Source organism: Bradyrhizobium frederickii (genome assembly GCF_004570865.1).
GTDB lineage: Bacteria > Pseudomonadota > Alphaproteobacteria > Rhizobiales > Xanthobacteraceae > Bradyrhizobium > Bradyrhizobium frederickii.
On the sequence record NZ_SPQS01000007.1, the window covers coordinates 265,795 to 291,844 of the forward strand.

Annotated in this window: 24 protein-coding genes and 1 tRNA gene; 5 read left to right on the plus strand and 20 right to left on the minus strand. The window is 65.2% G+C overall.

Features of this window, described 5'->3' with window-relative positions:
• Positions 1 to 5: 5 nt before the first annotated feature.
• Positions 6 to 956, plus strand: a complete 951-nt coding sequence (locus tag E4K64_RS14770; protein WP_135164173.1) for a lysozyme inhibitor LprI family protein — start codon at positions 6 to 8, stop codon at positions 954 to 956.
• A gap of 101 nt (positions 957 to 1,057) precedes the next feature.
• Here E4K64_RS14770 and E4K64_RS40315 read toward each other — a convergent pair.
• From E4K64_RS40315 to E4K64_RS14805, 8 genes are all read right to left on the minus strand, one after another.
• Positions 1,058 to 1,127 (minus strand) — tRNA-Glu (locus tag E4K64_RS40315).
• A gap of 147 nt (positions 1,128 to 1,274) precedes the next feature.
• Positions 1,275 to 1,976, minus strand: a complete 702-nt coding sequence (locus E4K64_RS40320) for a hypothetical protein (RefSeq protein WP_167772010.1) — start codon at positions 1,974 to 1,976, stop codon at positions 1,275 to 1,277.
• A gap of 11 nt (positions 1,977 to 1,987) precedes the next feature.
• On the minus strand, positions 1,988 to 3,259 hold the full coding sequence (locus E4K64_RS14780; protein WP_135164174.1) for an efflux RND transporter periplasmic adaptor subunit: 1,272 nt from the start codon (positions 3,257 to 3,259) through the stop codon (positions 1,988 to 1,990).
• On the minus strand, positions 3,256 to 6,438 hold the full coding sequence (locus E4K64_RS14785) for an efflux RND transporter permease subunit (protein WP_135164175.1): 3,183 nt from the start codon (positions 6,436 to 6,438) through the stop codon (positions 3,256 to 3,258). The genes E4K64_RS14780 and E4K64_RS14785 overlap by 4 nt, the downstream gene beginning before the upstream one ends.
• 79 nt (positions 6,439 to 6,517) lie before the next feature.
• On the minus strand, positions 6,518 to 7,441 hold the full coding sequence (gene rpoH / locus E4K64_RS14790) for an RNA polymerase sigma factor RpoH (RefSeq protein WP_135164176.1): 924 nt from the start codon (positions 7,439 to 7,441) through the stop codon (positions 6,518 to 6,520).
• Between the two features lie 60 nt (positions 7,442 to 7,501).
• Entirely contained in the window at positions 7,502 to 8,926 is a 1,425-nt protein-coding gene (locus E4K64_RS14795) for a sensor histidine kinase (protein WP_135164177.1), read from the minus strand.
• Between the two features lie 9 nt (positions 8,927 to 8,935).
• Positions 8,936 to 9,616 carry a response regulator transcription factor gene (locus E4K64_RS14800; protein ID WP_135164178.1) on the minus strand — a complete coding sequence of 227 codons (681 nt, stop codon included), beginning with the start codon at positions 9,614 to 9,616 and terminating at the stop codon, positions 8,936 to 8,938.
• 71 nt (positions 9,617 to 9,687) lie between these two features.
• Positions 9,688 to 9,873 (minus strand): hypothetical protein, encoded by a 186-nt coding sequence (locus E4K64_RS14805; RefSeq protein ID WP_135164179.1) that lies wholly within the window; start codon positions 9,871 to 9,873, stop codon positions 9,688 to 9,690.
• A 234-nt stretch (positions 9,874 to 10,107) separates the two neighbouring features.
• Here E4K64_RS14805 and E4K64_RS40325 point away from each other — a divergent pair, with 234 nt between their 5' ends.
• Positions 10,108 to 10,356: a hypothetical protein gene (locus E4K64_RS40325; protein WP_167772011.1), complete on the plus strand. Its 249-nt coding sequence runs from the start codon at positions 10,108 to 10,110 to the stop codon at positions 10,354 to 10,356.
• 291 nt (positions 10,357 to 10,647) lie between these two features.
• On the plus strand, positions 10,648 to 11,004 hold the full coding sequence (locus E4K64_RS14815) for a hypothetical protein (protein ID WP_135164180.1): 357 nt from the start codon (positions 10,648 to 10,650) through the stop codon (positions 11,002 to 11,004).
• Between the two features lie 393 nt (positions 11,005 to 11,397).
• Here the strand turns inward: E4K64_RS14815 and E4K64_RS14820 are convergent, their stop codons facing one another.
• From E4K64_RS14820 to E4K64_RS40330, 12 genes are all read right to left on the minus strand, one after another.
• Positions 11,398 to 12,078 carry a response regulator transcription factor gene (locus E4K64_RS14820; RefSeq protein ID WP_126256145.1) on the minus strand — a complete coding sequence of 227 codons (681 nt, stop codon included), beginning with the start codon at positions 12,076 to 12,078 and terminating at the stop codon, positions 11,398 to 11,400.
• 274 nt (positions 12,079 to 12,352) lie between these two features.
• Positions 12,353 to 13,933: a Do family serine endopeptidase gene (locus E4K64_RS14825; protein ID WP_135164181.1), complete on the minus strand. Its 1,581-nt coding sequence runs from the start codon at positions 13,931 to 13,933 to the stop codon at positions 12,353 to 12,355.
• 222 nt (positions 13,934 to 14,155) lie between these two features.
• Complete coding sequence (locus tag E4K64_RS14830; RefSeq protein WP_135164182.1) at positions 14,156 to 15,499, minus strand: methyl-accepting chemotaxis protein; 1,344 nt, start codon at positions 15,497 to 15,499, stop codon at positions 14,156 to 14,158.
• 120 nt (positions 15,500 to 15,619) lie between these two features.
• Positions 15,620 to 16,102 (minus strand): cytochrome c-type biogenesis protein, encoded by a 483-nt coding sequence (locus tag E4K64_RS14835; RefSeq protein WP_135164183.1) that lies wholly within the window; start codon positions 16,100 to 16,102, stop codon positions 15,620 to 15,622.
• 4 nt (positions 16,103 to 16,106) lie between these two features.
• The gene (locus tag E4K64_RS14840) at positions 16,107 to 18,089 is read right to left on the minus strand and encodes a heme lyase CcmF/NrfE family subunit (protein ID WP_135164184.1); all 1,983 of its coding nucleotides are present in this window, start codon (positions 18,087 to 18,089) and stop codon (positions 16,107 to 16,109) included.
• Positions 18,086 to 18,610: a cytochrome c maturation protein CcmE gene (gene ccmE, locus E4K64_RS14845; RefSeq protein WP_126256150.1), complete on the minus strand. Its 525-nt coding sequence runs from the start codon at positions 18,608 to 18,610 to the stop codon at positions 18,086 to 18,088. The genes E4K64_RS14840 and ccmE overlap by 4 nt, the downstream gene beginning before the upstream one ends.
• 37 nt (positions 18,611 to 18,647) lie before the next feature.
• Positions 18,648 to 19,754 (minus strand): c-type cytochrome biogenesis protein CcmI, encoded by a 1,107-nt coding sequence (ccmI, locus tag E4K64_RS14850; protein ID WP_135164185.1) that lies wholly within the window; start codon positions 19,752 to 19,754, stop codon positions 18,648 to 18,650.
• A gap of 131 nt (positions 19,755 to 19,885) precedes the next feature.
• Positions 19,886 to 20,155, minus strand: a complete 270-nt coding sequence (locus tag E4K64_RS14855) for a hypothetical protein (protein WP_167772019.1) — start codon at positions 20,153 to 20,155, stop codon at positions 19,886 to 19,888.
• A 97-nt stretch (positions 20,156 to 20,252) separates the two neighbouring features.
• Positions 20,253 to 21,653 carry a hypothetical protein gene (locus E4K64_RS14860; RefSeq protein WP_135164186.1) on the minus strand — a complete coding sequence of 467 codons (1,401 nt, stop codon included), beginning with the start codon at positions 21,651 to 21,653 and terminating at the stop codon, positions 20,253 to 20,255.
• Between the two features lie 159 nt (positions 21,654 to 21,812).
• Positions 21,813 to 23,189 carry a sensor histidine kinase gene (locus E4K64_RS14865; RefSeq protein ID WP_135164187.1) on the minus strand — a complete coding sequence of 459 codons (1,377 nt, stop codon included), beginning with the start codon at positions 23,187 to 23,189 and terminating at the stop codon, positions 21,813 to 21,815.
• Positions 23,190 to 23,283: 94 nt separating this feature from the next.
• A complete protein-coding gene (locus E4K64_RS14870; RefSeq protein WP_126256154.1) occupies positions 23,284 to 23,949 on the minus strand; it encodes a response regulator transcription factor in 666 nt (221 codons plus the stop codon).
• A gap of 229 nt (positions 23,950 to 24,178) precedes the next feature.
• On the minus strand, positions 24,179 to 24,334 hold the full coding sequence (locus tag E4K64_RS40330; RefSeq protein ID WP_018315820.1) for a hypothetical protein: 156 nt from the start codon (positions 24,332 to 24,334) through the stop codon (positions 24,179 to 24,181).
• 231 nt (positions 24,335 to 24,565) lie between these two features.
• On the opposite strand from E4K64_RS40330, the gene ku reads away from it, so the two are divergent.
• Complete coding sequence (gene ku / locus E4K64_RS14875) at positions 24,566 to 25,543, plus strand: non-homologous end joining protein Ku (RefSeq protein ID WP_135164188.1); 978 nt, start codon at positions 24,566 to 24,568, stop codon at positions 25,541 to 25,543.
• A gap of 55 nt (positions 25,544 to 25,598) precedes the next feature.
• Positions 25,599 to 25,835: a hypothetical protein gene (locus tag E4K64_RS14880; RefSeq protein WP_126256156.1), complete on the plus strand. Its 237-nt coding sequence runs from the start codon at positions 25,599 to 25,601 to the stop codon at positions 25,833 to 25,835.
• The last annotated feature ends 215 nt before the right edge of the window (positions 25,836 to 26,050 follow it).

Below are 26,050 nucleotides of genomic sequence, written 5' to 3' on the forward strand. Positions count from 1 at the left end.
CGCCTGTGAATTGGAAGCTCACGGCTTCATCTGACGACCTTAATCAAGGTCCTGAAATCTGCATTCGTAGGCTGCGACAACTCAAGGCGATCGTTCACGGCTATGAAGACGGTGAACTTTGGCCCCTTGCCCTCGTGAATGTCGCCACATGTTTAGAGTGGTTCGCGCGCTCGATCATAAAACATCTAATCGATTACTCGGCAGACCGAATTAATCCAGATGCCAAACTGCTACGCGAGCTGAAGATCAACTACAGCTTGATCCTACAGGCTCACGTGAATCGCTTTTCTATCGGCGATATTGTCGCGATGAGTCGAAATTTCTCATCGTACGACGAGATCGAAGGCACGTTGAACGACCTGACGAAAGAAGCAAAGCTATCAGTCCTGGCCCGCGTTCGGTTGTCGTGGGCCGATCTGATGAAAAATGCTTTTCGAGAGGGAGCTTGGTCGCAGCGTACTATCGAAGAGCGGCTAAATACGTTGTTTAGGAAGCGCAACGAGTTGGTGCATGGCTCCCCGCGCCACCTCGCCTACGATGACCAGTTGGAAGCCCTGGTTTCGAAGCGGGAGCTGGCCTTGTTTATACATGCTGCAATCGAATACATGAGGCACGTCACATCGTCTCTCGCGAAGTTCATTCCAGAGCTTCGCGCGAGGTCTACGTACGACAATAACGTCAATCAGCGGAGCCGGCTTGAGAACAGTGAAAAAGCGATTGATCGGTTAGAGCTGGCTATCCTAAGCCGGTTAGCAGCCGATCCGCTTCATCTTGAGCACTTTCGCAAAGCGCAACGCGCCTGGCGCGCTTGGCGCGGTCGAGAGGCGAACTTTCAAACGACCACTTTATGGGGGCCAGAGGGTTCCGGCAGGCCAGCAATCTTCATGGGGCGAGAAACGTCACTCAACATGGATAGACTGCGCAGCCTTGAGGGCTATCTTCAACAGATCACTTGATTGAGGCTGGCTCAAACACTGAACAGATACTGTCCCACCTCGCTTTTGAGTGGGACAAAAATCTGAAAAACTCCAGCAATCACAAAGGCAAAACGAAACGATGGCGCTCCCTAGGGGAATCGAACCCCTGCTTCAGCCTTGAGAGGGTTGCTAAGGCCATCCCATTGGGAATGTCGGCAAGGATTAGCCTGTCTGCTCTGCAGGATTCAAATACAGAGAGATTTTTCGTCGAAGCGATTTGCTACCCGATCGCTCATTCCTTTTGGACTTTGCGTGATAGGCATCTCTCGACGACGGGTTCTGGGCGGCACCAGTGCTTCAGCATCCCGGCGGCAGGATCGGCGACACGCCCGGCGTTGGCGCTGCACCTGAGGCGTTGGCCGGCAACACCGTCGCAGGCGAGGCCAGATTCATCGAGACGCCTTCCGCGCAAGCCGAACTGTTCGGGCTCGGCACGACAGCGGCACTCGGGTCTATGCCTGTGCCCCCGGCGTCGCCGGTGTCCACCAGGATCGTGCCGGGTGCCGGGCTTGCAGCCACTTGCGGAATCGATAGCGGCAGAGACGCAGCGCTCGTCACCTGCCCTCCCGGCGTCGAGCTGCATGCCGCCGGCGCACCTGTTCCCGCCGGCGCAGCCGCGGAAATCGTCCCGATGGAGCTGCTGTTCTGTCCCGTGACCGGCAGGATCGGAGCCGCGATGCCCGAGGTTGGAAGGCCCGTGGGCGATACGACCGGAGTCGGCGGCACCGGCGTCAGTGATGACGACGGTGGGGCGCAGACGACCACCGTCCCCGGCGTCGTCGGATCCGACGCGAGCGGAACGGGCGCCAGCGTCGTATCAGGCGCGCCCGACACGGTCGTCGCCGAAAACGGCCCCGGCCCGTTGAGCGGCGAGATCACGATCGCGCCCGGCACCGTCGGCAGATCCATTGCCGTGCTGCCGGTCGTTGCGACCTGTGCCTCGCCCGGAGAGCTGCCGAGCAGCAGAGCCATCACCGTTGCAAACACGATCCGTATCATCTCTGTGGTCCCTAGCTGGCTTCGGTCTTGCGAACGGCGACCTTGCTGCCTTCTGCCAGATTGACCGCGGGATTGAGCACGACCTGATCGCCGGCCTGCACGCCGTCGCGCACTTCCACCGTGGTACCGAAGTCCCGGGAGATCGAGACCTGCTGAAATTGAACCGTGCCGTTCCGTACGACCACGACATGGAGGCCGTTCTGATCGAAGACGAGCGCGTCGGACGGAATCGTCACTGATGGCGTCCTGCGCGGGATTGACAATTCGACGGTGCAATAGATGCCGGGACTGAGCAGGCCATCGGGATTGGGGACGTCGATCTCGGTCAGCAGCGTCCGGCTCCCCGGCTGCAGCGCGGTCGCGATCCGCGTGACCTTGCCTGCAAACGTCCGCCCCGGAATCTCGGGGACGCGGATGGCCGCATCGACGCCGGGCCCGACTCCGAATGCCTCGTCCTGCGGTACGAAGACCTGGGTTCGGATGACGTCGGAGTGCATCATCGTGAACATGAAGGTGGAGCCTGCTTGCACCAGGCTGCCATTGTCCACGTTGCGCTGAGTGACCACGCCGTCGAACGGCGCCACCACGCTCTGGTAAGCCTTCTCCTGCTGGAGGACGCGAATCTGCGCCTCCTGCGCTGCGATGTTCGACTGGGCGACGCCCACCGCACCCTGCTGCGCGCGCAGGGTGAGGCGGTCGTTGTCGCCCTGCTGTGCTGTCAACCAGCCTTGCTTGACGAGATTGCTATCCCGCGAATTGGTGACGTCGGCCAGCTCCCGGCTCGCCTGCGCCTGCTGAAGCGCGGCCTGGTCCTGGGCGAGCGTCGCCTGCGCCTGCGCGATCTGCTGGTCCAGCTCGGGCGCGGTGATTTCCGCGAGGAGATCGCCCCTCTTGACCCGATCGCCGATATCGACGTAGCGCTTCTCGATATAGCCGCTGGTCCGCGCGAAAATGTTGGCCGCTTCGAACGCAGTCGTCGTCGCCGGCAAGCTCACCTTCATGAAGTCGCCGCTGGGCTTGACTGTCGCCACCCGAACTTCCGGAACGTTGCTCCGAACCTGCTCTGCCACCGCGGCAACGTCACGCGCGGCCTCGTAGTGCCGCCAGCCGCCAATGCCGAGACCGCTCGCAAGCAGCAGGAGCACACCTCCCCCGAGCAGCGCGCCACCGTAATGGCGTCCGGATCGTGCGCTCTTGCCCGGCAGCTCCACGACCCTGAGGCTCTCTGCCCCCGGGCGGTCTCTCGCCCCCTCATCATCGGTCCTTGCTCGAACATCACTCATTCCGGTTGCTCCTCGAATACGCCGTGGCGGGGCTTGCCGTCGTTGCCCTTGCGAAGCATTGCAAAGAGGTAAGGCACGATCAGCAGTGTGGTCGGGGTCGCGAACAGCAGCCCGCCGATGACCGCCCGCGCGAGCGCCGCATTCTGCTCCTCGCCCGGCCCGCCGATCGCCATCGGGATCATGCCCACGATCATCGCCGCGGCGGTCATCAGCACGGGCCGGATCCTCGTTCGGCCCGCACTGAGTGCCGCCTGGAAGGCCGATTGTCCCTTCAACTGCTCGTCACGCGCGAAGGTCACGAGCAGGATGGAGTTCGCCGAGGCAACGCCGATCGCCATGATGGCTCCCATCAGCGAGGGCACGTTCAGCGTCGTCCCGGTGATGAACAGCATCGTCACGATGCCGCAGAATGTCGCCGGCAGCGCCATGATGACGACGAACGGATCGCCGAAATTCTGGTAGTTCACGACCATCAGCAGGTACACCAGGATGGCCGCGAACAGCAGTCCAATCCCTAGATCGCGGAACGACTGATGCATGCTCTGGATCTGCCCCAGAACCTGAATCGAATTGCCCGGCTGGAGCTGCTTTTTCAGCGTTGACGTCACCTTCTCGATGTCAGCCGCAACGCTGCCGAGATCCCGGCCCTGCACGCTGGCATAGACGTCGTACACCGGCTGGACATTGGCCTGGTTCGAGTTGGTGGGAACGGTGCCCCGCTTGAACGTCGCGACATTGCTGAGCAGGCCCGGCACCGTCTGCCCGCTTGCGGCGAGCGAGGCCGACACCGGCGTGTTGCCCAGGGCGTTCAGCGAATTGGCCCTGTACTCTGGCGTCTGCACCGCCAGGTAATACGGGATGCCCGACGTCGGATCCGTCCAGAAATTCGGCGAAACCTGCGCGGACGAGCTGAGGCTGACATTGACGTTGGTCGCCACCGTGCTGGCGTTGAGGCCCAGTTGCGCGGCGCGGATGCGGTCGATGTCGGCGTAGAGCGCGGGAGCATCGACCTCCTGCTGTAGATGCGCATCGACCACGCCGGGGATCGCCGCGAGACTCTTCTGCAGCTCCTTGGCGACGGCCAGATTGTTGTTGTCGTAGCCGACCGTGCGGACATCGATCTGCGCCGGAAGACCGAAATTCAGGATCTGCGTAACGATGTCGGCCGCCTGGAAATAGAAGGTGTCCTCCGGGAATGCGGATGGCAGCACCTGCCGCAGCTTCCTGACGTAATCAGCAGTCGGCTTGTGCCCATCCCTCAGCGACACCAGAATGGTGCCGTCGTTCACCCCGATCGTGGAGCCATCGGTGAATGCGAGATTGTAGGGACGCGCCGGCAGGCCAATGTTGTCGACGATCAGCGCCCGGTCACGCTCGGGAATGACTTCGCGGATCTTGTCCTCGACCGCCTGGAAAATCGCTTCCGTCCGCTCGATCCTCGTGCCCGCGGGGGCGCGAACATGGAGCTGGATCTGGCCGCCGTCGATCAGGGGATAGAAGTCCCTGCCGACATAGACGAACATGGTGGCTCCGAGCGCCAGCACCAGCACGGCGACGACGGGCACGATGGCGCGATGTCGCAGCAATTTCAGCAGGAGATCGGAATACCCATCGCGCAGACGCTCGAAGCCGCGCTCGAATGCCGCGGAGGCGCGCGCGAATATTCCCGGCGGACGCTCGCCCTCACCATGGCGTCGCTCACCCTTCAGCAGCAGGCCGATGGTGATCGGCGTGAGCGTCCGCGACAGCCCGTATGACGCCAGCATCGCGAACACCACGGCGAGGCCGAGCGGTGTGAACAGATATTTGGCCGGCCCCTCCAGGAATACGACCGAGGTGAACACGCAACTGATCGCGAGCGTCGAGACGAGTGTCGGAACAGCGATCTCGGCGGCGCCATGCAGGGTCGCATCCGGCAGCGGCATGCCCTCCTCGGTCCAGAGCCGGTGCGTGTTCTCGATCGTCACCGTCGAATCGTCCACGAGGATACCGACCGCGAGGGCAAGACCTCCGAGCGTCATCGTGTTGAGGGTCTCGCCGAGGAAATAAAGGACGATCAGCGAGGACAGCATCGCCAGCGGGATCGAGATCAGGACCACCAGCGTCGATCGCCACGATCCCAGGAACACCAGGATCATCAGCGCCGTCAGGCCAGCCGCGATGGCACCTTCGCGCAGCACGCCATCGACCGAATGGGTGACGAATATCGACTGGTCGAACAGCTCGTTGATCTTCAGCCCCGCCGGCGCTGACGCGCGGATCGACGCCAAGGCGGCCTTCACGCCGTTGACCACGGCGAGGGTGGAGGCATTTCCGTTCTTGATGACGCTGAGCAGGACGGCGCGGTGGCCGTCCTCGCGCACGATGTTCTGCTGGACCTGGGCGCCGTCGCGGACCTGGGCGACGTCCTTCAGGAAGATAGTGGCCCCGTTCGTGAACTTGACCGGAATCATGTTGAGATCCTGGACCGTGGCCGGCGTGGCGTTGGTGCGAACGGTGTACTGGGTGTCGCCGATTTTGGTCGTGCCGGTCGGCAGCGTCAGGTTCTGGGTGTTCACCGCATTGACGATGTCCAGCGGCGTCAATCCGCGCGACAGCAGCTTGTTCGGATCGATGTCGACCATGATCTGGCGGTATTTGCCGCCTACGGGCGTGGGCAAGGTCACGCCGGGAACGGGAGCCAGCTGCTGGCGGACCCGATAGATGCCGAAATCGTAGAGCTGCTGCTCATTGAGGCTGTTCGACTCGAGGCTGAGCTGGAGCACCGGCACGCTCGAGGCATTGAACTGCACGATGATCGGCGGCTGGATGCCCGGCGGCATCAGGGCGCGGATCGCATTGGTCGCCGAGACGATCTGCGAGATCGCGAGATCGAGATTGACGTCCGGCTGGAAGTAGATCTTCTGAACCGACAGACCGTTGAGGGTCTGCGCCTCGATATTCTTGATGCCGCTGACGTTGGCGCTGATCGAATACTGGCTGTAGGTGCTGACGCGCTGCTCCATCTCCGGCGTCGACAGGCCGGTATAGCTCCAGATGACCGTGACGACGGGGATCTGGATCTCCGGAAAAATATCGGTGGGCATCGAGCGGATCGCGATGCCGCCGAGGAACAGGATCAGCGCGGCAAGCACATAGAATGTGTGCGGAAGCCGTAGCGCGAAGCGAACAATGCCCATGATGGTCTGCCTGGAGAAAATGACGCGAGATCGGCGAACAGGTGAGGACGGCCGGACCTCCGTTCAAGTGAAAACGAATTCAGACGCTGCACGCGGCCGCGCGCGGCGCGTCCCGCGCGGCGAGCATGACGGCCCGCTTGACCTTGGCAAAGGCGCGAATCTCGATCTGCCTGACACGCTCGCTGGAGATGGACAATTCGCGGGCGAGTTGATCGAGCGTCACAGGACATTCCGTCAGCCGCCGCGCCTCGAAGATGTGACGTTCCCGCGCCGCAAGCCCGCCCAGCGCAACACGCAAGGCCCTGGTGCGCTGTTCCGTCTGCTCGTGATCGGCCAGCACCGTCTCAGCATCGACTGCCCCATCGACCAACAAGGCTTCCAGCTCGATTCCGCCTTCCTCGCCGCCGACGCGCGCATTCAGCGACAGGTCGCCATTCAGCCGCGCGTCCATCTCGATGACGTCACGCGCCGTCACATCGAGCTTCCCGGCGATCAGTTCGGCGACGTCGGGCGTAAGGCCTGTCATCACGCTGCCGGTGGCCTTTCTGATCTCGCTTCGGAGCTTGAAAAACAGCTTCTTCTGCGCGGCCGTCGTCCCGATCTTGACCAGGGACCAAGACCGCAGGATGTGCTCGTGAATGGCGGACTTGATCCACCAGACCGCATAGCTGGAGAATCGCGCGCCGTGACCGGGAGCGAAGCGTGATGCTGCGATCACGAGGCCGAGATTCGCCTCCGCGATCAGATCGACCAGCGGAAGGCCGTATCCCTTGTAACCACGGGCGAGCTTGGCGGCGAGCCGGAGATGGCTGGTGACGAGCGCGTCCGCCGCGCTCCGGTCCCGCGTTTCTTGCCAGCGCCGTGCCAGCTGCTGCTCCTGACCCGGCTCGAGCAGGTCAAAGCGCCTGATGCTCGCCGAATAGGCGCTGAGGAACGGCGTCGACACCGATGCGGCCGGCACTGCGACGGGATCGCGCCTCGCCAGTTCGTGGCTAGTCTGCATTTGTCACTCCTACATTCAAGGCCAGCTGATTGATCTCGAAAGCTTCGTGCATCATCTGGCTCATCCCATCTGGCTCGCGTCTGCGTGTACCAGTGTCCGCGGCCGGCGCGTGATGGGCTTGCCCGCCCTCCCGGTCCAGGCGAGGATCTCGATCCGCCCACCGGGAGCGGGACCAATGATCAACCGAAAGCCGTGCAGCTTGACGATCGCGGCCACCAGGCTCAGTCCGAGACCGACGCCCGGCGTATTGCGCATCTTGTCGGAGCGATAGAACCGCCGCAGCACCGCCTCGCGCTCCCGTTCGCTGATGCCGGGCCCGGTATCGCTCACGCGCACCAGCGCGGTGTCGTCCCCTGCTTCCAGGGCGAGCTCCACCCCTCCGCCTGGCGGCGTGAACTTGATGGCATTGTCGACGAGGTTGGCGACCGCCTCGAACAGCAGGTCGCGGTCACCCCACACCTGCACGTTGCGATCGATGACGACACCGAGCCCGATGCGCTTGTCTTCGGCGATGGGTTCATAGACGTCGCACACCTCCCGCAGGATCTCGTCGAGCGCGACATCGCCAAAGCCGGCCATGCGACGGCTGTTCTCGATCTCGGTCAGGCGCAGCAAGGCCGTGACGATCGCGAGCGACTGGTCGATGCCGACGATGGCCTTGTCCGTGATGTCCTGGAGCTCTTCCAGCGTTGCCGCATGCGTTCGCCCACGCTCCAACGCCAGACGGACGCGCGTCAGCGGAGTCCTGAGATCATGAGCGATGTCGTTGCCGACGCCGGCAAGCGCATTGATCATGGTCTCCATCTCGTCGAGCATGCCGTTCACGATCCCGGCCAGCCGCGCGAAGGAATCGTCCGTGTTGCCCTCTGGAAGCCGCTCGCGCAGCTCGCCGGCCACGATCCGTTGGACCCGCTGGTTGACCTCCTCGACGCGCCTCTGGGCGCGGACGCTCAGCCAGACTCCAGCCAGCAGGCAGAGGCTGAAGGCCGGCAGCAGGCCCAAGGCCAGCGCCTCCCCCACGACGCTCGATATCTCGCGCGTCTCGTCCACGTTCCGTCCCAGCACGAAGACATCGCCGTCATCGAGACGCCTGCCGACCGCCCTGACGACCGGAACATGGACCGCGGGCTGTTCGAGCAGATCCGGCCGCACGCCCTGCACTGCTCCGTCCAGCCCCAGCTCACGCGGCACGCGGTCGATGTTGCCGGCAAGCCTGGCGCCGGCGGCATCGAACAGTCCCGCGTACTGCACGCCCCTGGAATCCTGCGCGAGATGATCCGCGATGGCGCCGATGCGGCGGGCCGGCGGCAGGTCTGCGATGAAGCGGATCTGCGTCGTGATCATGCGATCGGATCGCGCGACCAGATATTCGTCGAGCTTCCAGTAGATGAACGCGAACAGCGCGACCACGAACAGCGCGAAGACGGCCGCCACGGCCAGGGCCCAGAGGAACGTGCTGGAGCGGATCAACTGGATCTGGTGCATCTCCCGCCCCTATCGCCGCAAACGCAGGACGAAGCCGGAGCCTCGGACGTTGTGGATCAGCTGCGCCTCTCCGGGACCGTCGACCTTGTGGCGAAGCCGGCCCATATGCACGTCGATCAGGTTCGTGGTCGCCGGAACGAACTTGTAGTTCCAGACCTCCTCGAGCAGCATCGCGCGCGTCAACAGCTGATCGTTCCGGCGCATCATGTATTCGAGCAGGCGGAATTCGCGCGGCAGCAGGTCGAGCTCGCGCTCGCCACGCCGCGCGGTCCGCTCGATCAGGTCGAGCTCGAGCGGGCCGACATGAAGGATGGTCTCGCGGCTGTCAATCGGACGGCGCAGCAACGCCTCGATCCGCGCGACCAGCTCGACCAGCGCAAACGGCTTTGTGAGATAATCATCTCCGCCCATGCGCAATCCGCGCACCCGGTCATCCACCGCACCGAGCGCACTGAGGACAAGCACGGGCGTCCTGACCTGATCCTTGCGCAGCGCCTCGATGACGGTCAGCCCGTCCATGCCGGGCAGCATGCGGTCGACGATCATGGCATCCGGGCTCGACGCGCGCGCACGGTCGAGCCCTTCGACACCGTCGCCGGCCCATTGCACCTCGAAGCCGCGATCGGCGAGCTCGGCGACAATAGCCTCGGCAGTCTCGGCGTCGTCCTCGATCAGGAGAATCCGGTTCATGATCTTCGCTCCACGTTCCGCGCGGCGTTTTGGCGCGCGGTGAGGAAGCGGGAGCACAACAGCGCGCAGCGTCATGTTCGGCGTCCGCGCGCGCCGAACCCGCGGGCCTGACGCCGCCTGATGCCGGCCACTCGCTGTGGTTCAAGATAGGTTTGCGGCGCGGGCGCTGCCATTGAATTCCAGTTCATGTTGCGGACGGCTCGCCTCACGAGCAGCGCCAATGCAAGGACGATGCGTGTTGCCAATGTCGTGATCATCTTGCGGACTCCGCTGCGAACTGCGCTGCATCGAACATATGCCCTCAACGCACGCGCTGTAGTTTCCGGGGCCACGGATGTTGTGCATTCGCACGATCGTGGCTGCGGCGCCGCATCGGCTCACAGGCCGTTGAACGCGAGTGAGCAAATCGTGCGTTTGAATCGCGCCCGATTGTTCGCACCTCGACGGCGAGCCGGCTTGGTTCGGCCTGACGTCACCAATGGAGAGAGCAAATGACCACGTCCAAACTGTTGTCGATGGGACTGATTGCAGCCGCCATGCTCGGTGGGCCCGTGATGGCTCGCGAGCATCACGGCGTCGTGCGGCGGCCCGCCGTGGAAGCCGATACGGTCGCAACGAGCGCGCCCTTCTATTATCCGGGCGAACGCGCCTGCGTTCCGGCGCCGCGTGTCGGCGCCTTCGCCACCGCGCCGTGGACCGGCAACAACGTGCCGTGCGAGCCGGGCACCGGCAGCTTCTGATCGCGTCGACCCGTCCGTGCGGATGACGCCGCCGGCCGCCGCACATCGAATGACAGGGAGCGGGCTGGTCCATTCAGCCCGCTCCTCGCGCGCACGCCGCTGCAGCGCGCGGCGAGTTCACCTTCGCGAGTAGCGCGACTGATGTATGACGCCGAATTCAGTTGGATTGCCGTTCATCGCTCCTACCTCTCCTGCATCACACGCCCAGTCATCGGTAGCCTCGCGCGCGCAGCACGATGCGTCAGCGGCTTCCGGGATGGGCGGGGCAGCTCAACACGAGAGGAGTTTTCCATGAAACGAGCCATCATGATTCTGGCAACAGCAGCACTCGCTTCGACGCTGGCCATCGGCGCGGCCGACGCGCACGGCGGCGGGGGTGGCGGCGGCCACGGCGGCTTTGGCGGCGGAGGACATGCGGGCTTTGGTGGCGGCGCGCATTTCGGCGGCATGGGCCACGAGGGAGGATTCGGCGGCGGCGCCCGGTTCGGCGGCGAGCACCTCGGCTTCGGCGGTCATGCCGGCGGTCTCCGCCAGCATGCATTTCACCGTTATGGCCGGCCCGGATATGGATTCTACGGCGCCTATCCGGATTGCTATGACTGGTACGAGTTGCATCCCGACCAGCCATTGCCGCTGAGCTGCAGCTAAGCGCGCCCACGGCGTCGATCGGTCCGGACCTGACGACGTCATGGTCCAGTCCGATCGAGCTGCGCAGTTTCATGGCGGGACTGTCGGCATGCGTTACGGCGAAACACGCATTTTCGCGTTCTCGCGACCTGTTTCGCCCGAGCTTTGCTTGGTCGCCCCAGCCTCAGTTTGGATTTTCGCACGGCCGCCACAAGCCGCCTCACGATGCGGAAAAGTCAGCGCTCGAAGGCGCACAGTGCACCGCAGTCAACACGATCCGCGCCAAATTCGGAGCGCCACAAGAGAGGGCGGAAGTGGCTGCACCACACAGTGACCCGGAGACCAAGGTTGAGGCCAAATCGGCGATCAAGAACCAAGCCATCTGAAAAGCAGCAAAAGGTACCGTACCGTATCTTATCTGATCCCGTCACGGATCATGTACCCGGCGCCGCGGATCGTGTGCAGCAGCGGCCGCTCGAAGCCCTTGTCGATCTTGGAGCGCAAGCGCGAAATGTGCACGTCGATCACGTTGGTCTGCGGATCGAAATGATAGTCCCAGACGTTCTCCAAGAGCATGGTGCGCGTCACCACCTGGCCGGCATGCTTCATCAGATATTCGAGCAAGCGGAATTCGCGCGGCTGCAGCGTCAGCTCGTCCTTGCCGCGGGCGACGCGATGCGAGAGCCGGTCGAGCTCGAGATCGCCGACGCGGTAGAGCGTGTCCTCGGCGGGCCCGCCGCGGCGGCGTGACAGCACCTCGACCCGGGCCAGCAGCTCGGCGAAGGAATAGGGCTTTGGCAGATAATCGTCGCCGCCGGCGCGCAGGCCCTTGATGCGGTCGTCGACCTGGCCGAGGGCGGAGAGAATCAGCACCGGCGTCGTGTTGCCCTTGTCGCGCAGCGCGCCGATCAGCGACAGGCCGTCGCGCTTGGGCAGCATGCGGTCGACCACCAGCACGTCGTAATCGCCGCTCTCGGCCATGGCGAGGCCCTCCTCGCCGTCGGCGGCGTGGTCGGCAATGTGTCCGACCTCGCGAAACGCCTTCACGAGGTAGTCGGCGGATTCGCGGTCGTCTTCGATGATGAGGAGGCGCATCGTGCGTTCGGCGGCGGTCAAGGAGGTCAACCTTCTCTAAACATGGCGCGAGCGGCAATCGCATGCAAGCCGAGGGGGAGACGCTGGCATGGAGAAAAAGGCGGGCGGTGAAGCTGGGGGGACTTCACCGCCCTAGGCCTTCCGACGGAGGGGGGCGTTTTTCCACCGGAAGGTAGCAAGGGGAAGCGATGGTTACGCTGCTTCCCCGAAGGGCGCCGGCGGCGGGGGCGACTGATGCCGGCGACACCCTTCATCTCGAGAGCCTCCTAAAGGCTTACCCCTTGGCGAGGGGCACCGCGACGAAGCGCGACTGGCCGCCGCTCTTCACGCGCATCAGGACGCTGTTCTTGTTGTCGGTCCGCGCCGTATTGATGGCATCGCGGACTTCGCCGGCGGTGGCGACGCTCTTGCCGCCGACTTCGAGGATCACGTCGCCTTCCTTGAAGCCGCGTTCAGCCGCGGCGCTCTTCGGATCGACCTGGGTGACGACGACGCCTTCCTTGCCGGCGCCGGCCACCGAATTGGCGGGCGCAACGGTCATGCCGAGCTTGGGCACGTCGGTGCCCTTGCTCGCACCCTTGCCGCTGTCATTGTCGTTGTCGGCCTTGGCCTCGACCGTGTTCGGCAATTGGCCGAGGGTGAGGTTGACGACCTTGTCCTGACCCTTGTGCAGCACGTTGAGCTTCACGGTCGCGCCGGGCGCCATGCCGCCGATGGTGCGGGCAAGCTCGCGCGCGTCCTTGACGGATTCGCCGTTGACCGCCGTGATCACGTCGCCGGATTCGATGCCGGCCTTGGCGGCCGGACCGTTGGCCTGCGGCTCCGCCACCAGCGCGCCTTCGGCCTTCTTCATGCCGAGGCTGTCGGCGATGTCGGACGTGACGGGCTGAATCTGCACGCCGATCCAGCCACGGCTGACCGAGCCCTTGTCCTTGAGCTGGGCGACCACGCTCTTCACCGTGCTCGCCGGAATCGAGAACGCGATGCCGACGCTGCCGCCGGAGGGCGAGTAGATCGCGGTGTTGACGCCCATCACCTCGCCATTCGTGTCGAAGGCCGGACCGCCGGAATTGCCCTTGTTCACGGGCGCGTCGATCTGGATGAAATCGTCATAGGGGCCGTTGCCGATGTCGCGGCCGCTCGCCGAAACGATGCCCGCGGTCACGGTGCCGCCGAGACCGAAGGGATTGCCGACCGCGAGCACCCAGTCGCCGATCCGCGGCTTGCTGTCGGCGAGCTTGGCGAACGGGAAGTTCGAGCTGCCTTCGACCTTGATCAGGGCGAGGTCGGTGCGCTGGTCGGTGCCGATCACCTTGGCGGTGTAGGTCTTGCCGTCGTCGGTGGTGACCTCGACCTTGTCGGCGCCGTCGACCACGTGGTTGTTGGTCACGGCAAAGCCGTCAGCCGAGATGAAGAAGCCGGAGCCCTGGCCCTGCACGACGCGGCCGCGGCCGCCCTTCATGCCCGGGGGGACACCATCCGGTCCGCCGAAGCGGCGGAAGAAGCGCTCCATCGGCGAGCCCGGCTGGAACGGCGAGGATGAATCGTCGCCGTCATCGTTGCTCGCGGTCTTTTCCTTGATGTTGACCTTCACCGAGATCACCGAGGGCTTCACGCGCTCGACGATGTCGGCGAAGCCGATGGGACGTTCGACCTTGCGGACCTCGTTGTTGACCTGCGCATGCGCCGGGCTCGTGAACAGGTCGGCCGGCGAGCTCGACGGGCTGAAGCCATAGACGGCCGCGCCAAGGCCGGCGACGACCGAGGCCATCAGCGCGAACTTGCGCGCGGAGAACACCGACCGGCGCGGCTGCCGGTAGGACGGAAGGTTCGAGAGGTCGATACGGTCGGTCATGCAGAGATCTCCAGGGCCTTGAAATCCATGTGATGCCTGAGGGCGGCACCTTACGGACCTGAAGATGGGGTCTCCCGCCTTACCGTGCGCTGGCGGCGGGGTTAAACTTTCGTAATGAAGGCGGAACGCGGATGCGGCAGTTTAGCGCAGGCCGAAAATTGTGATTCCACAGGAACTTAACTCGTGTTCCCGGAACGCGCGCGGTTGGGCTTTTTTGCGCGCTTAGCTCGCTCTGACGCTGACGATGAACTCGTCGACTTCGCGCTTCAAGGTTTCGGCCTGCTGCGACAGATCGACCGCGGAATCCCGCGCCTCGGCGGCCATGCGGCCGGTCTCCGCGGAGGTCGAAGTGATCTGGACGATATGGTTCGAGACGTCGAGGGTGCCGCGCGCGGCGTCCTGGGCGCTGCGCGTGATCTCCTGCGTCGCGTTGCGCTGCTGGGAGGTGTCGACCTCGATGCCGGACATGATGGAGGAGATCTCCGACAGCGTCTTGGAGATGCCGTCGATCGCGTCGCGCGTCTGTGCGGTGATGCCCTGAATGCTGGCGACGTGGGAGGTGATCTCCTCCGTCGCCTTGCTGGTCTGATGCGCCAGATTCTTCACCTCGGAGGCGACCACCGCAAACCCCTTGCCGGCCTCCCCTGCCCGGGCCGCCTCGATGGTGGCGTTCAGCGCCAGCAGGTTGGTCTGCGATGCGATCGCCTGCACCAGCTGGACGACCTCGCCGATCTTGTCGGCGGCATCCGACAGCGTGTGGATGGTGTCGCGGCTCTTCTCCGCCTCGGACGCCGCGCCTTCGGCGCGCTGGGTCGCATCGGTGACGCGGCGGCTGATCGTGCCGATCGAATTCGTCATCTCCCCGGCAGAACCTGCCACCGTCTGCACGCTGGCGCTGGCCAGGCTCGCGGCGCTCGCCACCGCATTGGCCTTGGTGCTGGTGTCGTTGGCCGTCCGCGACAGCGTCTCGGCGTTGCTCTTCAGGTGCACCGCCGACGACGCCACGCTGTCGACGACGCTGGCGACGAGGTCGTTGAAGCGCTTGATCCGGTCGTCCAGGAATTTCGATCGCTCGGCCTGGTGCTGCGCTTCGTGGAGCTGCCGTTCGGTGAGGTGGCGCCGCTCGATGCCATTGGTCTTGAACACTTCCAGCGCACCGGCGAGCAGGCCGATCTCGTTGGTGCGGCCGAGCCCCGGAACCGGCGTCTCGAACTTCTGGTCGGCGACCTCGCGCATCGCATGGACGATCGCCGCCAGCGGATTGAGGATGCCGTTGCGGACGGCAAACCAGGTGGTGAGGCAGATCGCGAAGGCGACGACGGCGATCACGCCGCAGGCGGCCAGGAAGTAGGAGAACGCGGCCTGTGCCTGCTGATAGATCTGCATGGCATGGTCGCGCGCGGGGCCGCTCAGCGCGGCGAAGTCCGAGGACAGGCTGGTGATCTCGTTGTTGAGATAGAGCACCGCAATGAAGCCGGTGCCGCCGCCGATGCCCAGCAGAAACAATAATGCAGCGACGACGGCGCCGACCAGGAAGCGGATCGTCAGATTGCTGTTCGCGAACATGGGGGGACTCGGAGTCTGGATTCGAAGCTCGCGACAAGCTTCCAGACAAAGGTCAAAATACCATGAACCGTGCGGCGGCGAGCCGGCGGTCTACGTAGGACTACGTGGCCAGTCGCGCCGCTACGGAGATTTGGTCTCCTCGGACTTCAAGGCCGCGAGCTTCGCCTGTTCGTCGGGCGTGAGCGGCGGCGCTGGTAGGTCTGCACCGCCACGGGCGCGACGCCGGATTTGCAGCCACAGGGCCACGCCGCCCCCGATCAGCAGCAGCGGCCCGAGCAGCCACAGCAGCAGGGTTTGACGCTCGAAGCGCGGCTTCAGCAGCACGAACTCGCCGTAGCGCGCGACCAGGAAGTCGAGCACCTGCGAATTGCTGTCGCCGGCGCCGATACGCTCGCGCACCAGGAGCCGCAGGTCGCGCGCCAGGGGCGCATCGGAATCGTCGATCGACTGGTTCTGGCAGACCATGCAGCGCAGCTCGCGCGACAGCTCGCGCGCACGGGCTTCCTTGGCGGGATCCGACATGATCTCGTCGGGCTGCACCGCGTGGGCCGCCGGCAAAGCCAGCAGCATCAGCAGGGCGAACGCGGCCATGATCCGGCGCATCGGATCACTCCGCCGGCTGGAGGCGCTGCTTGGCCCGCGCCGGCTTCGGCGCGCCGACCCGCAGGCGCCGGTCGGACAGCGACAGCACGCCGCCGAACGCCATCAGCACCGGCCCCCACCAGATCAGGAGCACCATCGGCTTGTAATAGATGCGCACGGCGATGGCGCCCTCGGCGTTGGCGTCGCCGAGCGAGATATAGAGCTGGCTCGCGCCGCGGGTCAGCAGCGCGGCCTCGGTGGTCGAGGAGCCGCGGGTGGTGAAGCTGCGCTTGGACGGCGTCATGACGCTGAGTGGCGCGCCGTCGCGGCTGACGTTGAACTCGGCGATCATCTCGCGGTAGTTCGGCCCCTGACGCTGCAGCACCCCGTCGAGCTTCACGTCGAAGCCGGAAATGTGGGCGACGTCGTTCTGCTTCATCGTCGCGATATATTCGCTGTTCCAGGTGGTCTCGCAGACGATCCCGATCAGCGCCACGCCGAGGCCGGCATGCGCAAACGCGGTGCCCCAGGACGAGCGCGGCAGACCGCGCGCCCGGTGCAGCACGGTTGCGAACGGCAGCCGCACGAGGCCGGTCCGCTCGACGATGTCGGTGACCGCGCCGGCGATGACGAAGACGCCGAGCCCGATCGCGAGCGGCGCCAGCGTGCTGCCGCCAGTCGCCCAGCCCCAGGCGATGGCGACGGCGACGAGCCCGGCAACGCCCGCAGCTAACAGGCGCTGCGTCACGCCGAGCAGGTCGCCGCGCTTCCATGCCAGCATCGGCCCGAACGGCACGGCGAGCAGCAGCAGGGTAAACAGCGGCGCGAAGGTTAGGTTGTAGAACGGCGCACCGACCGACATCTTGAAGTCGGCGAGCATCTCCATCGCCAGCGGATAGAGCGTGCCGAACAGCACGACGGCGCAGGCGACCGTGAGCAGCAGATTGTTCAGGACCAGCGCGCCCTCGCGCGAGATCGGCGCGAACAGGCCGCCCTGCTTCAACGAGGTGGCGCGGCCCGCGAACAGCGACAGGCTGCCGCCGATGAACAGGCAGAGGATCAGCAGAATGAACACGCCGCGGGTGGGATCGGTGGCGAAGGCGTGCACCGAGGTGATGACGCCCGAGCGCACCAGGAAGGTGCCGAGCAGCGACAGCGAGAAGGTCAGGATCGAGAGCAGGATGGTCCAGACCTTCAGCGCGTTCCGCTTTTCCATCACCAGCGCCGAATGCAATAGCGCGGTGCCGGAGAGCCACGGCATCAGCGAGGCGTTCTCGACCGGATCCCAGAACCACCAACCGCCCCAGCCGAGCTCGTAATAGGCCCAGTACGAGCCCATGGCGATGCCGAGCGTCAGGAAGATCCAGGCGACCAGCGTCCACGGCCGCACCCAGCGCGCCCAGGCCGCGTCGATCCGTCCCTCCATCAGCGCCGCGATGGCGAAGGAGAACGAGATCGAGAAGCCGACATAGCCGAGATAGAGCATCGGCGGATGCACGGCGAGCCCGATGTCCTGGAGCACCGGATTGAGATCGCGGCCCTCGATCGGCGGGCTCGCGATACGCAGGAACGGGTTCGACGTCACGAGGATGAAGAGATAGAAGGCGCTGGCGACCCAGGCCTGGACCGCGAGCACGTGCGCGCGCAGCGACAGCGGCAAATTGTTGCCGAAAGCGGCGACCAGCCCGCCGAACAGCGCAAGGATCGACACCCACAACAGCATCGAGCCTTCATGGTTTCCCCACACGCCGGTGATCTTGTAGAGCAGCGGCTTCATCGAGTGGGAATTCTCGTAGACGTTGGCGACCGAGAAATCCGAGTTCACGTGCAGCATCACGAGAGCGATGAACGAAGCGCCGACGAACAGGAGCTGCGCCAGCGCCGTGGAGCGCGCCACGTTCATGAGCGCGACGTCGCGCAGGCGCGCGCCGATCAGGGGCACGACCGACTGGATCAGGGCGAGCCCAAGCGCCAGCACCAGGGCGTAATGTCCGGATTCTGCGATCACCGCACCGCTCCTTGCGGATTGCCCTGCGCCGTTGTCGCCGGCTTGCCCGCATCGGACGTCTTGCCGCCGTCGGAAGGCTTGCCGCCGTAATCGTCCTTCCAGTGCCCCTGCTTCTTCAGGGCATCGGCGACGTCCTTGGGCATGTAGGTCTCGTCGTGCTTGGCAAGCACGGTATCGGCCTTGAACACGCCGTTGGCATCGAGCGCACCTTCGGCGACGACGCCCTGCCCCTCGCGGAACAGGTCGGGCAGGATGCCCTTGTAAGCCACCGGCAGCTTGGCGTTGCCGTCGGCGACCTCGAAGGTCACCGCGAGATTGTCCCCGCGCTGCAGCGAGCCGGGCTGCACCAGCCCGCCGAGACGAAACCGCTTGCCCGGCTCGACGTGCTTCTCGGCGACCATGGTCGGCGTCGAGAAGAACACGATGGAGTCGCGAAGGGCGTTGAGCACCAGCGCGGCCGCGAGCGCGAGCACGGCGAGCGAGCCGCCGATGATGGTCATACGTCGCTGCTTGCGCGTCATGGCGTATCCGTTCTCCGCTTCTGTCGTCCCGACATCATCATCCGCCGAGCCCGAGCGTCCTGAGGCCTTCGTTGAGCTGGCGAAGCCGCTCGCCGTCGCTGCCAACCGCCTGCCGGGCATCGGCCGACGCCCCCATCGCCTTGTCCCGCTCGCCCATCACGAGATAGGCGCGCACCAGGCGCAGCCAGCTCTCGACGTCGTCGCCGTTCTGCTTCAACCGGGTGGCCAGACGCTCGACCATGCCCCGCACCATCGCGTTGCGATCGCCTTCGGCCATGTCCTTGGAAGCGGCAATCGCCTCGTCGGACAGCGCCGGCATCGTGCCACCGCCGCCGACCCGCGCCAGCGAGGTCTGCACCAGGACGCGCCAGGGCGCATCGGCGGGCGCCTTGGCAAGCAGCGCGCGCCAGATCGTCGCGGCATCGTCCTTGCGGCCGTCCTGCTCGGCGGCGAGGCCGAGGAAGTAGTTGGCCTTGGGATCGTCCGCGTCCAGGGCGTGGGCCCGCTCGAACTCCGTCTTGGCCTCGGCGGTCACCACGCCGCCGGCGGCGGCCGAGAGCGCTTCGCCGAGATCGGCCCGGCGCTCCGAGCTCTCGCCATTGTAGGTGAGCGAGTTGCGATAGGCGCGCACCGCATCGTCGAAACGGCCGAGCCGCTGCAGCACCGGCGCCAGCACGTTCCAGCCGCGGCCGTCGGTCGGATTCTTTTCCAGATGTTGCTGGACCTGTGCGACGAGATTCTCGAGCGACTGCGCCTTGCCCGGCACGCGCTCCCGTTGCGCCAGCGGAAAGTCCTGTAATTTGGGCGAGCCGAGCGGCATGTAGACGCCGAGCGAAACGAGCGGCAGGCCGGCGAGCGCCAGCACGGCCGCCACGCGGCGCCATGTCACGTTCGACGTCGGTGCCGTCGCGGGCTCGCTCGCGGCTGCGGCAAGCAGCCTGCGGCTGATCTCGACCCGCGCGGCCTCGGCGTCGGGCGCCGGGATCATGCCTGCGGCGAGATCACGCTCGATCTCGGCCAGCTGGTCCTTGTAAACCGCGACCTCGCTACCTTGATCTTGCGCGCGTTCCTTGCGGCCAAGCGGCCAAAGCACGGCGAAAATCGCCGCGACCGTCATCAGCGCGAACACGAACCATAGCGTCATCTGGCAAGCTTCCGGCAGCGCACGAACCGCGCCCATAGGTGCCTTTACACCACGGCCGGACGATGCGGCAATTGACAATTGTCAATTCGGCGCGACCGCAAGCAGTCTCGAAACGATGCGAATCCAACGGCTTAGCAGATCTCGAAATCCGCACTTTGCGCGGCCTGCTCGCCGTGGCCGTTGAAGGCCTTCAGGAAGTACGTTCCTGGGGGGACGGCCTCCGGCAATCTGATGCGCAGCGCGCCAACGGGAACCGGAGACGCAACCCGCGTGATGGTCTCGGACAATTGCCGACCGCTTGCCTTCTCGACGAGCACCACTTTGGCGCCGACCATCAGCCTTTGATACTTGGCAACGACGACGCGGTTCTCAATTTCGATCGAGCTGATGACGGGTTTCATGCGCACAAATAGAAGTCCCCGGATTTCCACGGGAACCGTACGGCGCGACACCGGCACCGTCAACCAGAAATTGTGCTTACGAAAATATGCGCTTCGATCAGCTCGCGCGCGACGATTTGCGCTCGCCCGTAGCGGCGTTTTGCGCGGCCCGGCTCATCAGCGAGGCGTAGTCGTCGCCAAACAGCACCTGGCAGAAGCGAATCGCGGCGTCCACCTGCTGTTGCCGATAGGTGCGGACCTTGTGATCGGCGGCTCGCAACGACTGCACCAGCTGCTCGGTCGAGCGTTCGACGTATTGCTGGAGATCGGAATAGGTGCGCAGCGTCACCTCGTTGATCGCCAGCTCGCTCGCATAATTGCGGCAGGTCGCGACGAAATCGATCAGTGCCACGGTCTCTTCCACCTCGGTGCTGTCGATCCGCGCCCCCGGCGGAATGTCCTTCTCTGGCCGCTGGCGCAGGATGCGGCGGACCCGGCCGGGAACGCTGTCGATCTCGGATTGCAGCGCATTGGAGATGTCGGCCCGGATCGAGGTGAGCTGCCTGCCCCAGGCGGAATCGTTGCGCAGGTCGAGCTCGGTGCGCAGGCCGCGCACGCCGTCGTGCAGCGCCTTGAGATTGCCGGCCACGTTGTCGAAATGGCCGCGCTTGATGTCCATGCGCAAGGTGGCCGCGACACAGGACAGATCGTGCAGCGCGATCGTGACGGCAGCGCCGTAAGGCGTCGCCGCGACGCGGATCTCGTCGTCGGAGGCGGCAATCTTGATGGCGAGGCGAATGATCTGCCAGGGCGCGGTCATCCGCTCCACCACGATCGACAGCGCGAAGGGCAGCATCTGCGGCGTCTGGAGCACCGGAATGTTGAGCGCCGACGTCACCGAGGCGATCTGGGAATCGCCGAACGCGCGCAAGGTCCGCGGCAGCCTCTCGTTCAGGCTGGCGATGGCCTCCCGGACCTGGAGCACCGCTCCGATCGAATAGAGGTCCTCGATCACGTTGGGCGGGCCGACCCGGGCCAGCGCGCGCGATTTGTCGCCGCCGCCGGGACCCGTCAGCCCGAAAATGGCGTCCGCAGCCGCGGCTTGGAGCTTCAGCGCCAAGGCCTCGACCTGCCCCGCACTATCGGCGGGCATACGGGCCAGCGCGGCCTCGAATTCGTTGATCTTGTCCGGCGCGCCGTCGCGGCCGAGCCATTGCCAGATCGGCTGGAGCGAGGAGCGACGAATCTGGCCGACCCGGATCGGGACGCCCGCTTCGACCAGGAACGGTTCCAGCACCTGGAACAGCAGCCGCGACAGATCGTCCGTGCGCGGCGGCGGGGCTTCATCGGCTTCGGTCTTGCGGACAATCTTGCGCAACTGCTCGAGCACGAGGGTCGCCACCGCCGTGTCCTGACCGCGCTCGAGCGCACGCTCGAACTCCCGCATCAGCAGCGCCTGCGCCTGCGGCGGGAGCTGCGCGAGATATTCCCTCAGCCGCTCGATCGATGTCTGGCTCATGCGCCCGGGTAATGCACGGTAAAATGGCGGACCTGGATGCGTCCGGGCGCGATCATAGGAGGGCCCACTTAAGAAGCCGTTTAGGAAGTCGGCCCGAATTCCCTTGGTTGGCGTCGGCCGGCCCTTGGCGAGGACGAAAAGCGACGCCGGAACAAAGGATTATATACCCGGAAGGATCAGTTCGGCGCGCAGGCCGCCGGTCGGCGCGCCGCCGAGCGAGAGGCTGCCGCCGTAGAGCGCCGCGAGGTCGGTCACGATCGACAGCCCCAATCCCGAGCCGGGCTTGGACTCGTCGAGCCGCTGGCCGCGCCGGGAGACCTGGGCGCGCTCGGCCTCCGACAGGCCGCGGCCGTCGTCATCGACGACGATGCGCAGCCGCGGGCCGGCCCCCGCCTGGGGCGGCGGGTCCACCAGAACCTCGATGAAAACGCGCGAGGCCGCCCATTTGCAGGCATTGTCGACGAGATTGCCGACCATCTCCTCCAGATCCTGGCGCTCGCCGCGGAATTTCGCCGACGGATCGGCCTTGGCCTCGACCACGATGCCACGATCGCGATGGATCTTCTCCATAGTCCGCCGCAGCGCCTCGATGGCAGGCGCCACTTCCGTCACGGTCGCGACCACGGAAACCCGCGCTGCGATGCGGGCTCGCTCCAGATGATGGGCGACCTGGTCGCGCATCACGTCCGCCTGCTCCATCACCTTGGCCGCGAACGGATCGGCAATGTGGGCGCCGGCCTCATTGACGATGACCGAGAGCGGCGTCTTGATCGCGTGGGCGAGATTGCCGACATGGGTGCGCGCGCGCTCGACGATCTCGCGATTGGCATCGATCAGCGCGTTGGTCTCGCGCGCCAATGGGGCGATCTCGACCGGGAATTCGCCTTCGAGCCGCTCCGCCCGCCCGGAGCGGATGTCGGCGATCGATTCCGAGATGCGCTTGAGCGGCGCCAGGCCGAAACGGACCTGGAACACGGTCGTCAGCAGCAGCACGATGCCGAGCGCGGTGAAGGTGCCGCCGAGATAATAGTCGAAGCTGCGTGTCTCGTCGAAAATCTCGGTGTCGTCGCCGGCGACGCTGACGAGAAACTTGCCGTCGGCGCCGAGATCGACCGGCCGCTCGACCATGCGTAGGTTCTGCCCTTCGGGCCCGTCGACATAGGCAAGGCGAATGCCGGCGGCGGTGAGCTCGGTGCCCTGCTCCTCCAGCTTCGGCAGCTTCTTGTCCCAGAGCGAGCGTGAGGAGCGCACCTCCGGCTTCTCGGTGTCGGTCCGGGTGATCTGCCAGTACCAGCCCGACAGCGGCAGCTCGAACAGGGGCTCGCCCAGCGACTGGAACTGGCGGTCCGGCGGCTCGTCGGGGGTCGCGACCTCGGCTATGAGGGTACGCAGATAGAGGTTGAGCCGGCGGTCGAAGGCGCGCTCGGTGGCGTTCTTGTAGACCGACGAGAGCACCACGCCGGTGATGGCCAGGATCACCACGAGCCAGGCGGTCGCCGACAGGAACAGCCGGTTGGCAAGCGAGCTAGCGGCCATCGGAAATATCCCGGGAGGCGCAGGATGGCGGGGCGTCGGAGGTCATGACCGGACCAAGGCCCGTGTCGGGCGGCCCGTCAAGTCCCGGAACGCGTCAGGTGGCCGGCGGGGTCAGGAGATAGCCGAGGCCGCGGACGGTCTGGATGATGTCGACATCGAGCTTCTTGCGGATGCGGCCGACGAACACCTCGATGGTGTTGGAGTCGCGGTCAAAGTCCTGGTCGTAGAGATGCTCGACCAGCTCGGTGCGGGAGACCACCCGCCCGGAATGGTGCATCAGGTAGGCCAGAAGCCGATATTCGTGCGAGGTCATCTTGACGGGATTGCCTGACACGCTGACCCGGCCGGTCCTGGTATCGAGCGTGACGGGACCGCAGCTGAGCTCGCTCTGGGCATGGCCAGTGGAGCGGCGCAGCAGCGCACGGATGCGCGCCAGCACCTCCTCCAGGTGGAACGGTTTTGCGACGTAGTCGTCGGCGCCGGCATCGAACCCCTGCACCTTGTCGCTCCAGCGGTCGCGGGCGGTGAGGATCAGGACCGGCATGGTGCGGCCGTTGCGGCGCCAGGCCTCCAGCACCGAGATGCCGTCCTTCTTCGGCAGGCCGATGTCGAGCACGACGGCATCATACGGCTCGTTGTCGCCGAGATAGTGCCCCTCCTCCCCGTCGAAGGCCCGATCGACGACATAGCCGGCGTCGGTCAGCGCCTTGGTGAGCTGGCGATTGAGATCAGGGTCGTCCTCAACAACGAGCAGGCGCACGCTTCTCTCCAGAAATAGACCGCGACAATACCGCACCAGATGAGCAATTCCGGCGTGAACTGAATATGAACGCGGGGAACCTGCCGCGTTACTTTTTGGTCATATACGAAGTCCATCGCCGACGCGACTGCGCCCGCCCTGCGGCCGGACGGACCGGCAGCAGGGCGGGCGCAATGTGCCGCGTGCCCGCGGCAGGCCGGAAGGTCCGCCCTTCCCGTGAATTCGGCCGTCAGGTCCGGAAGAACACGAACCAGATGACGGCGAGGATCAGGATCGCAAGCCCGGTCGAAATGGCGAGCAGCGCCGCCACCGAAGGCCCGGGCTCGCCCTGGCGCGCCTCGGTCGGAGTTTCCACGATCTGACGCTGCTCTCGCGTGGTTGCCATGATGCCCTCAATCTGGATGTCGCTTCGTTAGCCGCGACCTCCTCGCAGCTGATGTCCGGGCCAACGCGTGATTGGATACGATGTTCCGGCTTTTACGCACGGATCGGGCAGCGACAGCACGGCCCCGCGGCCGGTTAACGCAGTTGGAAGATTCAGCAACCGACCTTGCTTTGATTCGTTGTTCCCCGATGGTATCCTTGTCTTCTGTCCCTGTTGCGTTTGGAGTAGCCCATGGCCCCCCGCGCCAATTGGAAGGGTTTTCTGCGTCTGTCGCTCGTGACCTGCCCGGTTGCGCTCTATCCGGCCACTTCGGATACCGAGAAGGTCTCCTTCAACCAGATCAACCGCAAGACCGGCCACCGGATCAAGTACCTCAAGGTCGACGCCGAGACCGGTGACGAGGTGACCTCCGAGGACATCGTCAAGGGCTACAAGGTCGACACCGATACCTACATCGAGGTCACCAAGGACGAGCTCGACGAGATCGCGCTCGATTCCACGCACACGATCGATATCGACGAGTTCGTGCCGAAGACCGACATCGACAACCGCTATCTGATCCGCCCCTATTACCTCGTGCCGGACGGCAAGGTCGGCCACGACGCCTATGCCGTGATCCGCGAGACCATCCGCAGCATGGACAAGGTCGCCATCGGCCGGGTGGTGCTGACCAACCGCGAGCACATCATCGCGCTCGAGCCACTCGAGAGCGGGCTGATGGGCACGCTGCTGCGCTACCCCTACGAGGTCCGCAGCGAGACGGAATATTTCGACGATATCCAGGACGTGAAGCTCACCAAGGACATGCTCGACCTCGCCAGGCACATCGTCGAGAAGAAGTCCGGCGCGTTCGAGCCGGAGCTGTTCGAGGACCATTACGAGACCGCCCTGATCGATCTCATCAACAAGAAGCGCAGCGGCATGCCGATCGCGGCCAAGGCGGCGCCGAAGACCGGCGGCAACGTCATCAACCTGATGGACGCGCTGAAGAAGAGCATCGCGAACGAGAAGGACACAGCGCCCGCGGCGAAGGTCGCCAAGGAGGCCAAGGCCAAGAAGCCGAAGAAGCGCGTCGAGGGCCAGCGCGAGATGCTGCTGCCGATATCCGGCAAGGGCGGCAAGGACGCTGCGGCAAAGGCGAAGGATGCCCCGAAGAAGGCAGCCGACAAGCCGGTCCGCGCGCCGGCGCGGGCGAAGAAGGCGGGCTGACAGCGTCGCATCAATCACGCCGTGATGTCACTCCTCGCGGATCAGGCGGCCTGACATGCCCTGGTCGACGGCGTTCGACGATCCCGTTCGCGTGAGCAGCAAGCGCACGCTGCACACGCTCCAGGACGCCGCGGACTACATCATGCAGCTGCCCGAGGACGCCCAGCACGAGGCGCACTGGCAGACCGCCGTCGAGACCTTGATCAACGCGGCCGAGACGGGCGGCGGCTGGGTGATGTTCGCCCGTATCGCCATGCTGCGGGCCCTGAATGCGCCTGGCCGGCGCCGATGAACGCGCTGGCCTCGGCAAACAGCCTCAACAATCCGTTAAGCGGCACCCTTCTCCCGATGCGACCGCCATGGCGAACCGCCTCCCGGCGCTTGCCCGCGCACGAGGGTCCGCCGATTTGAATCCATTTGGACGCACCGGCGGAACCTTAATTTAATGACTGCCGTCGTATCAGCGGAGGCGCGATGCGCGGGCTTAATTTTTGGCGCACCAAGCTT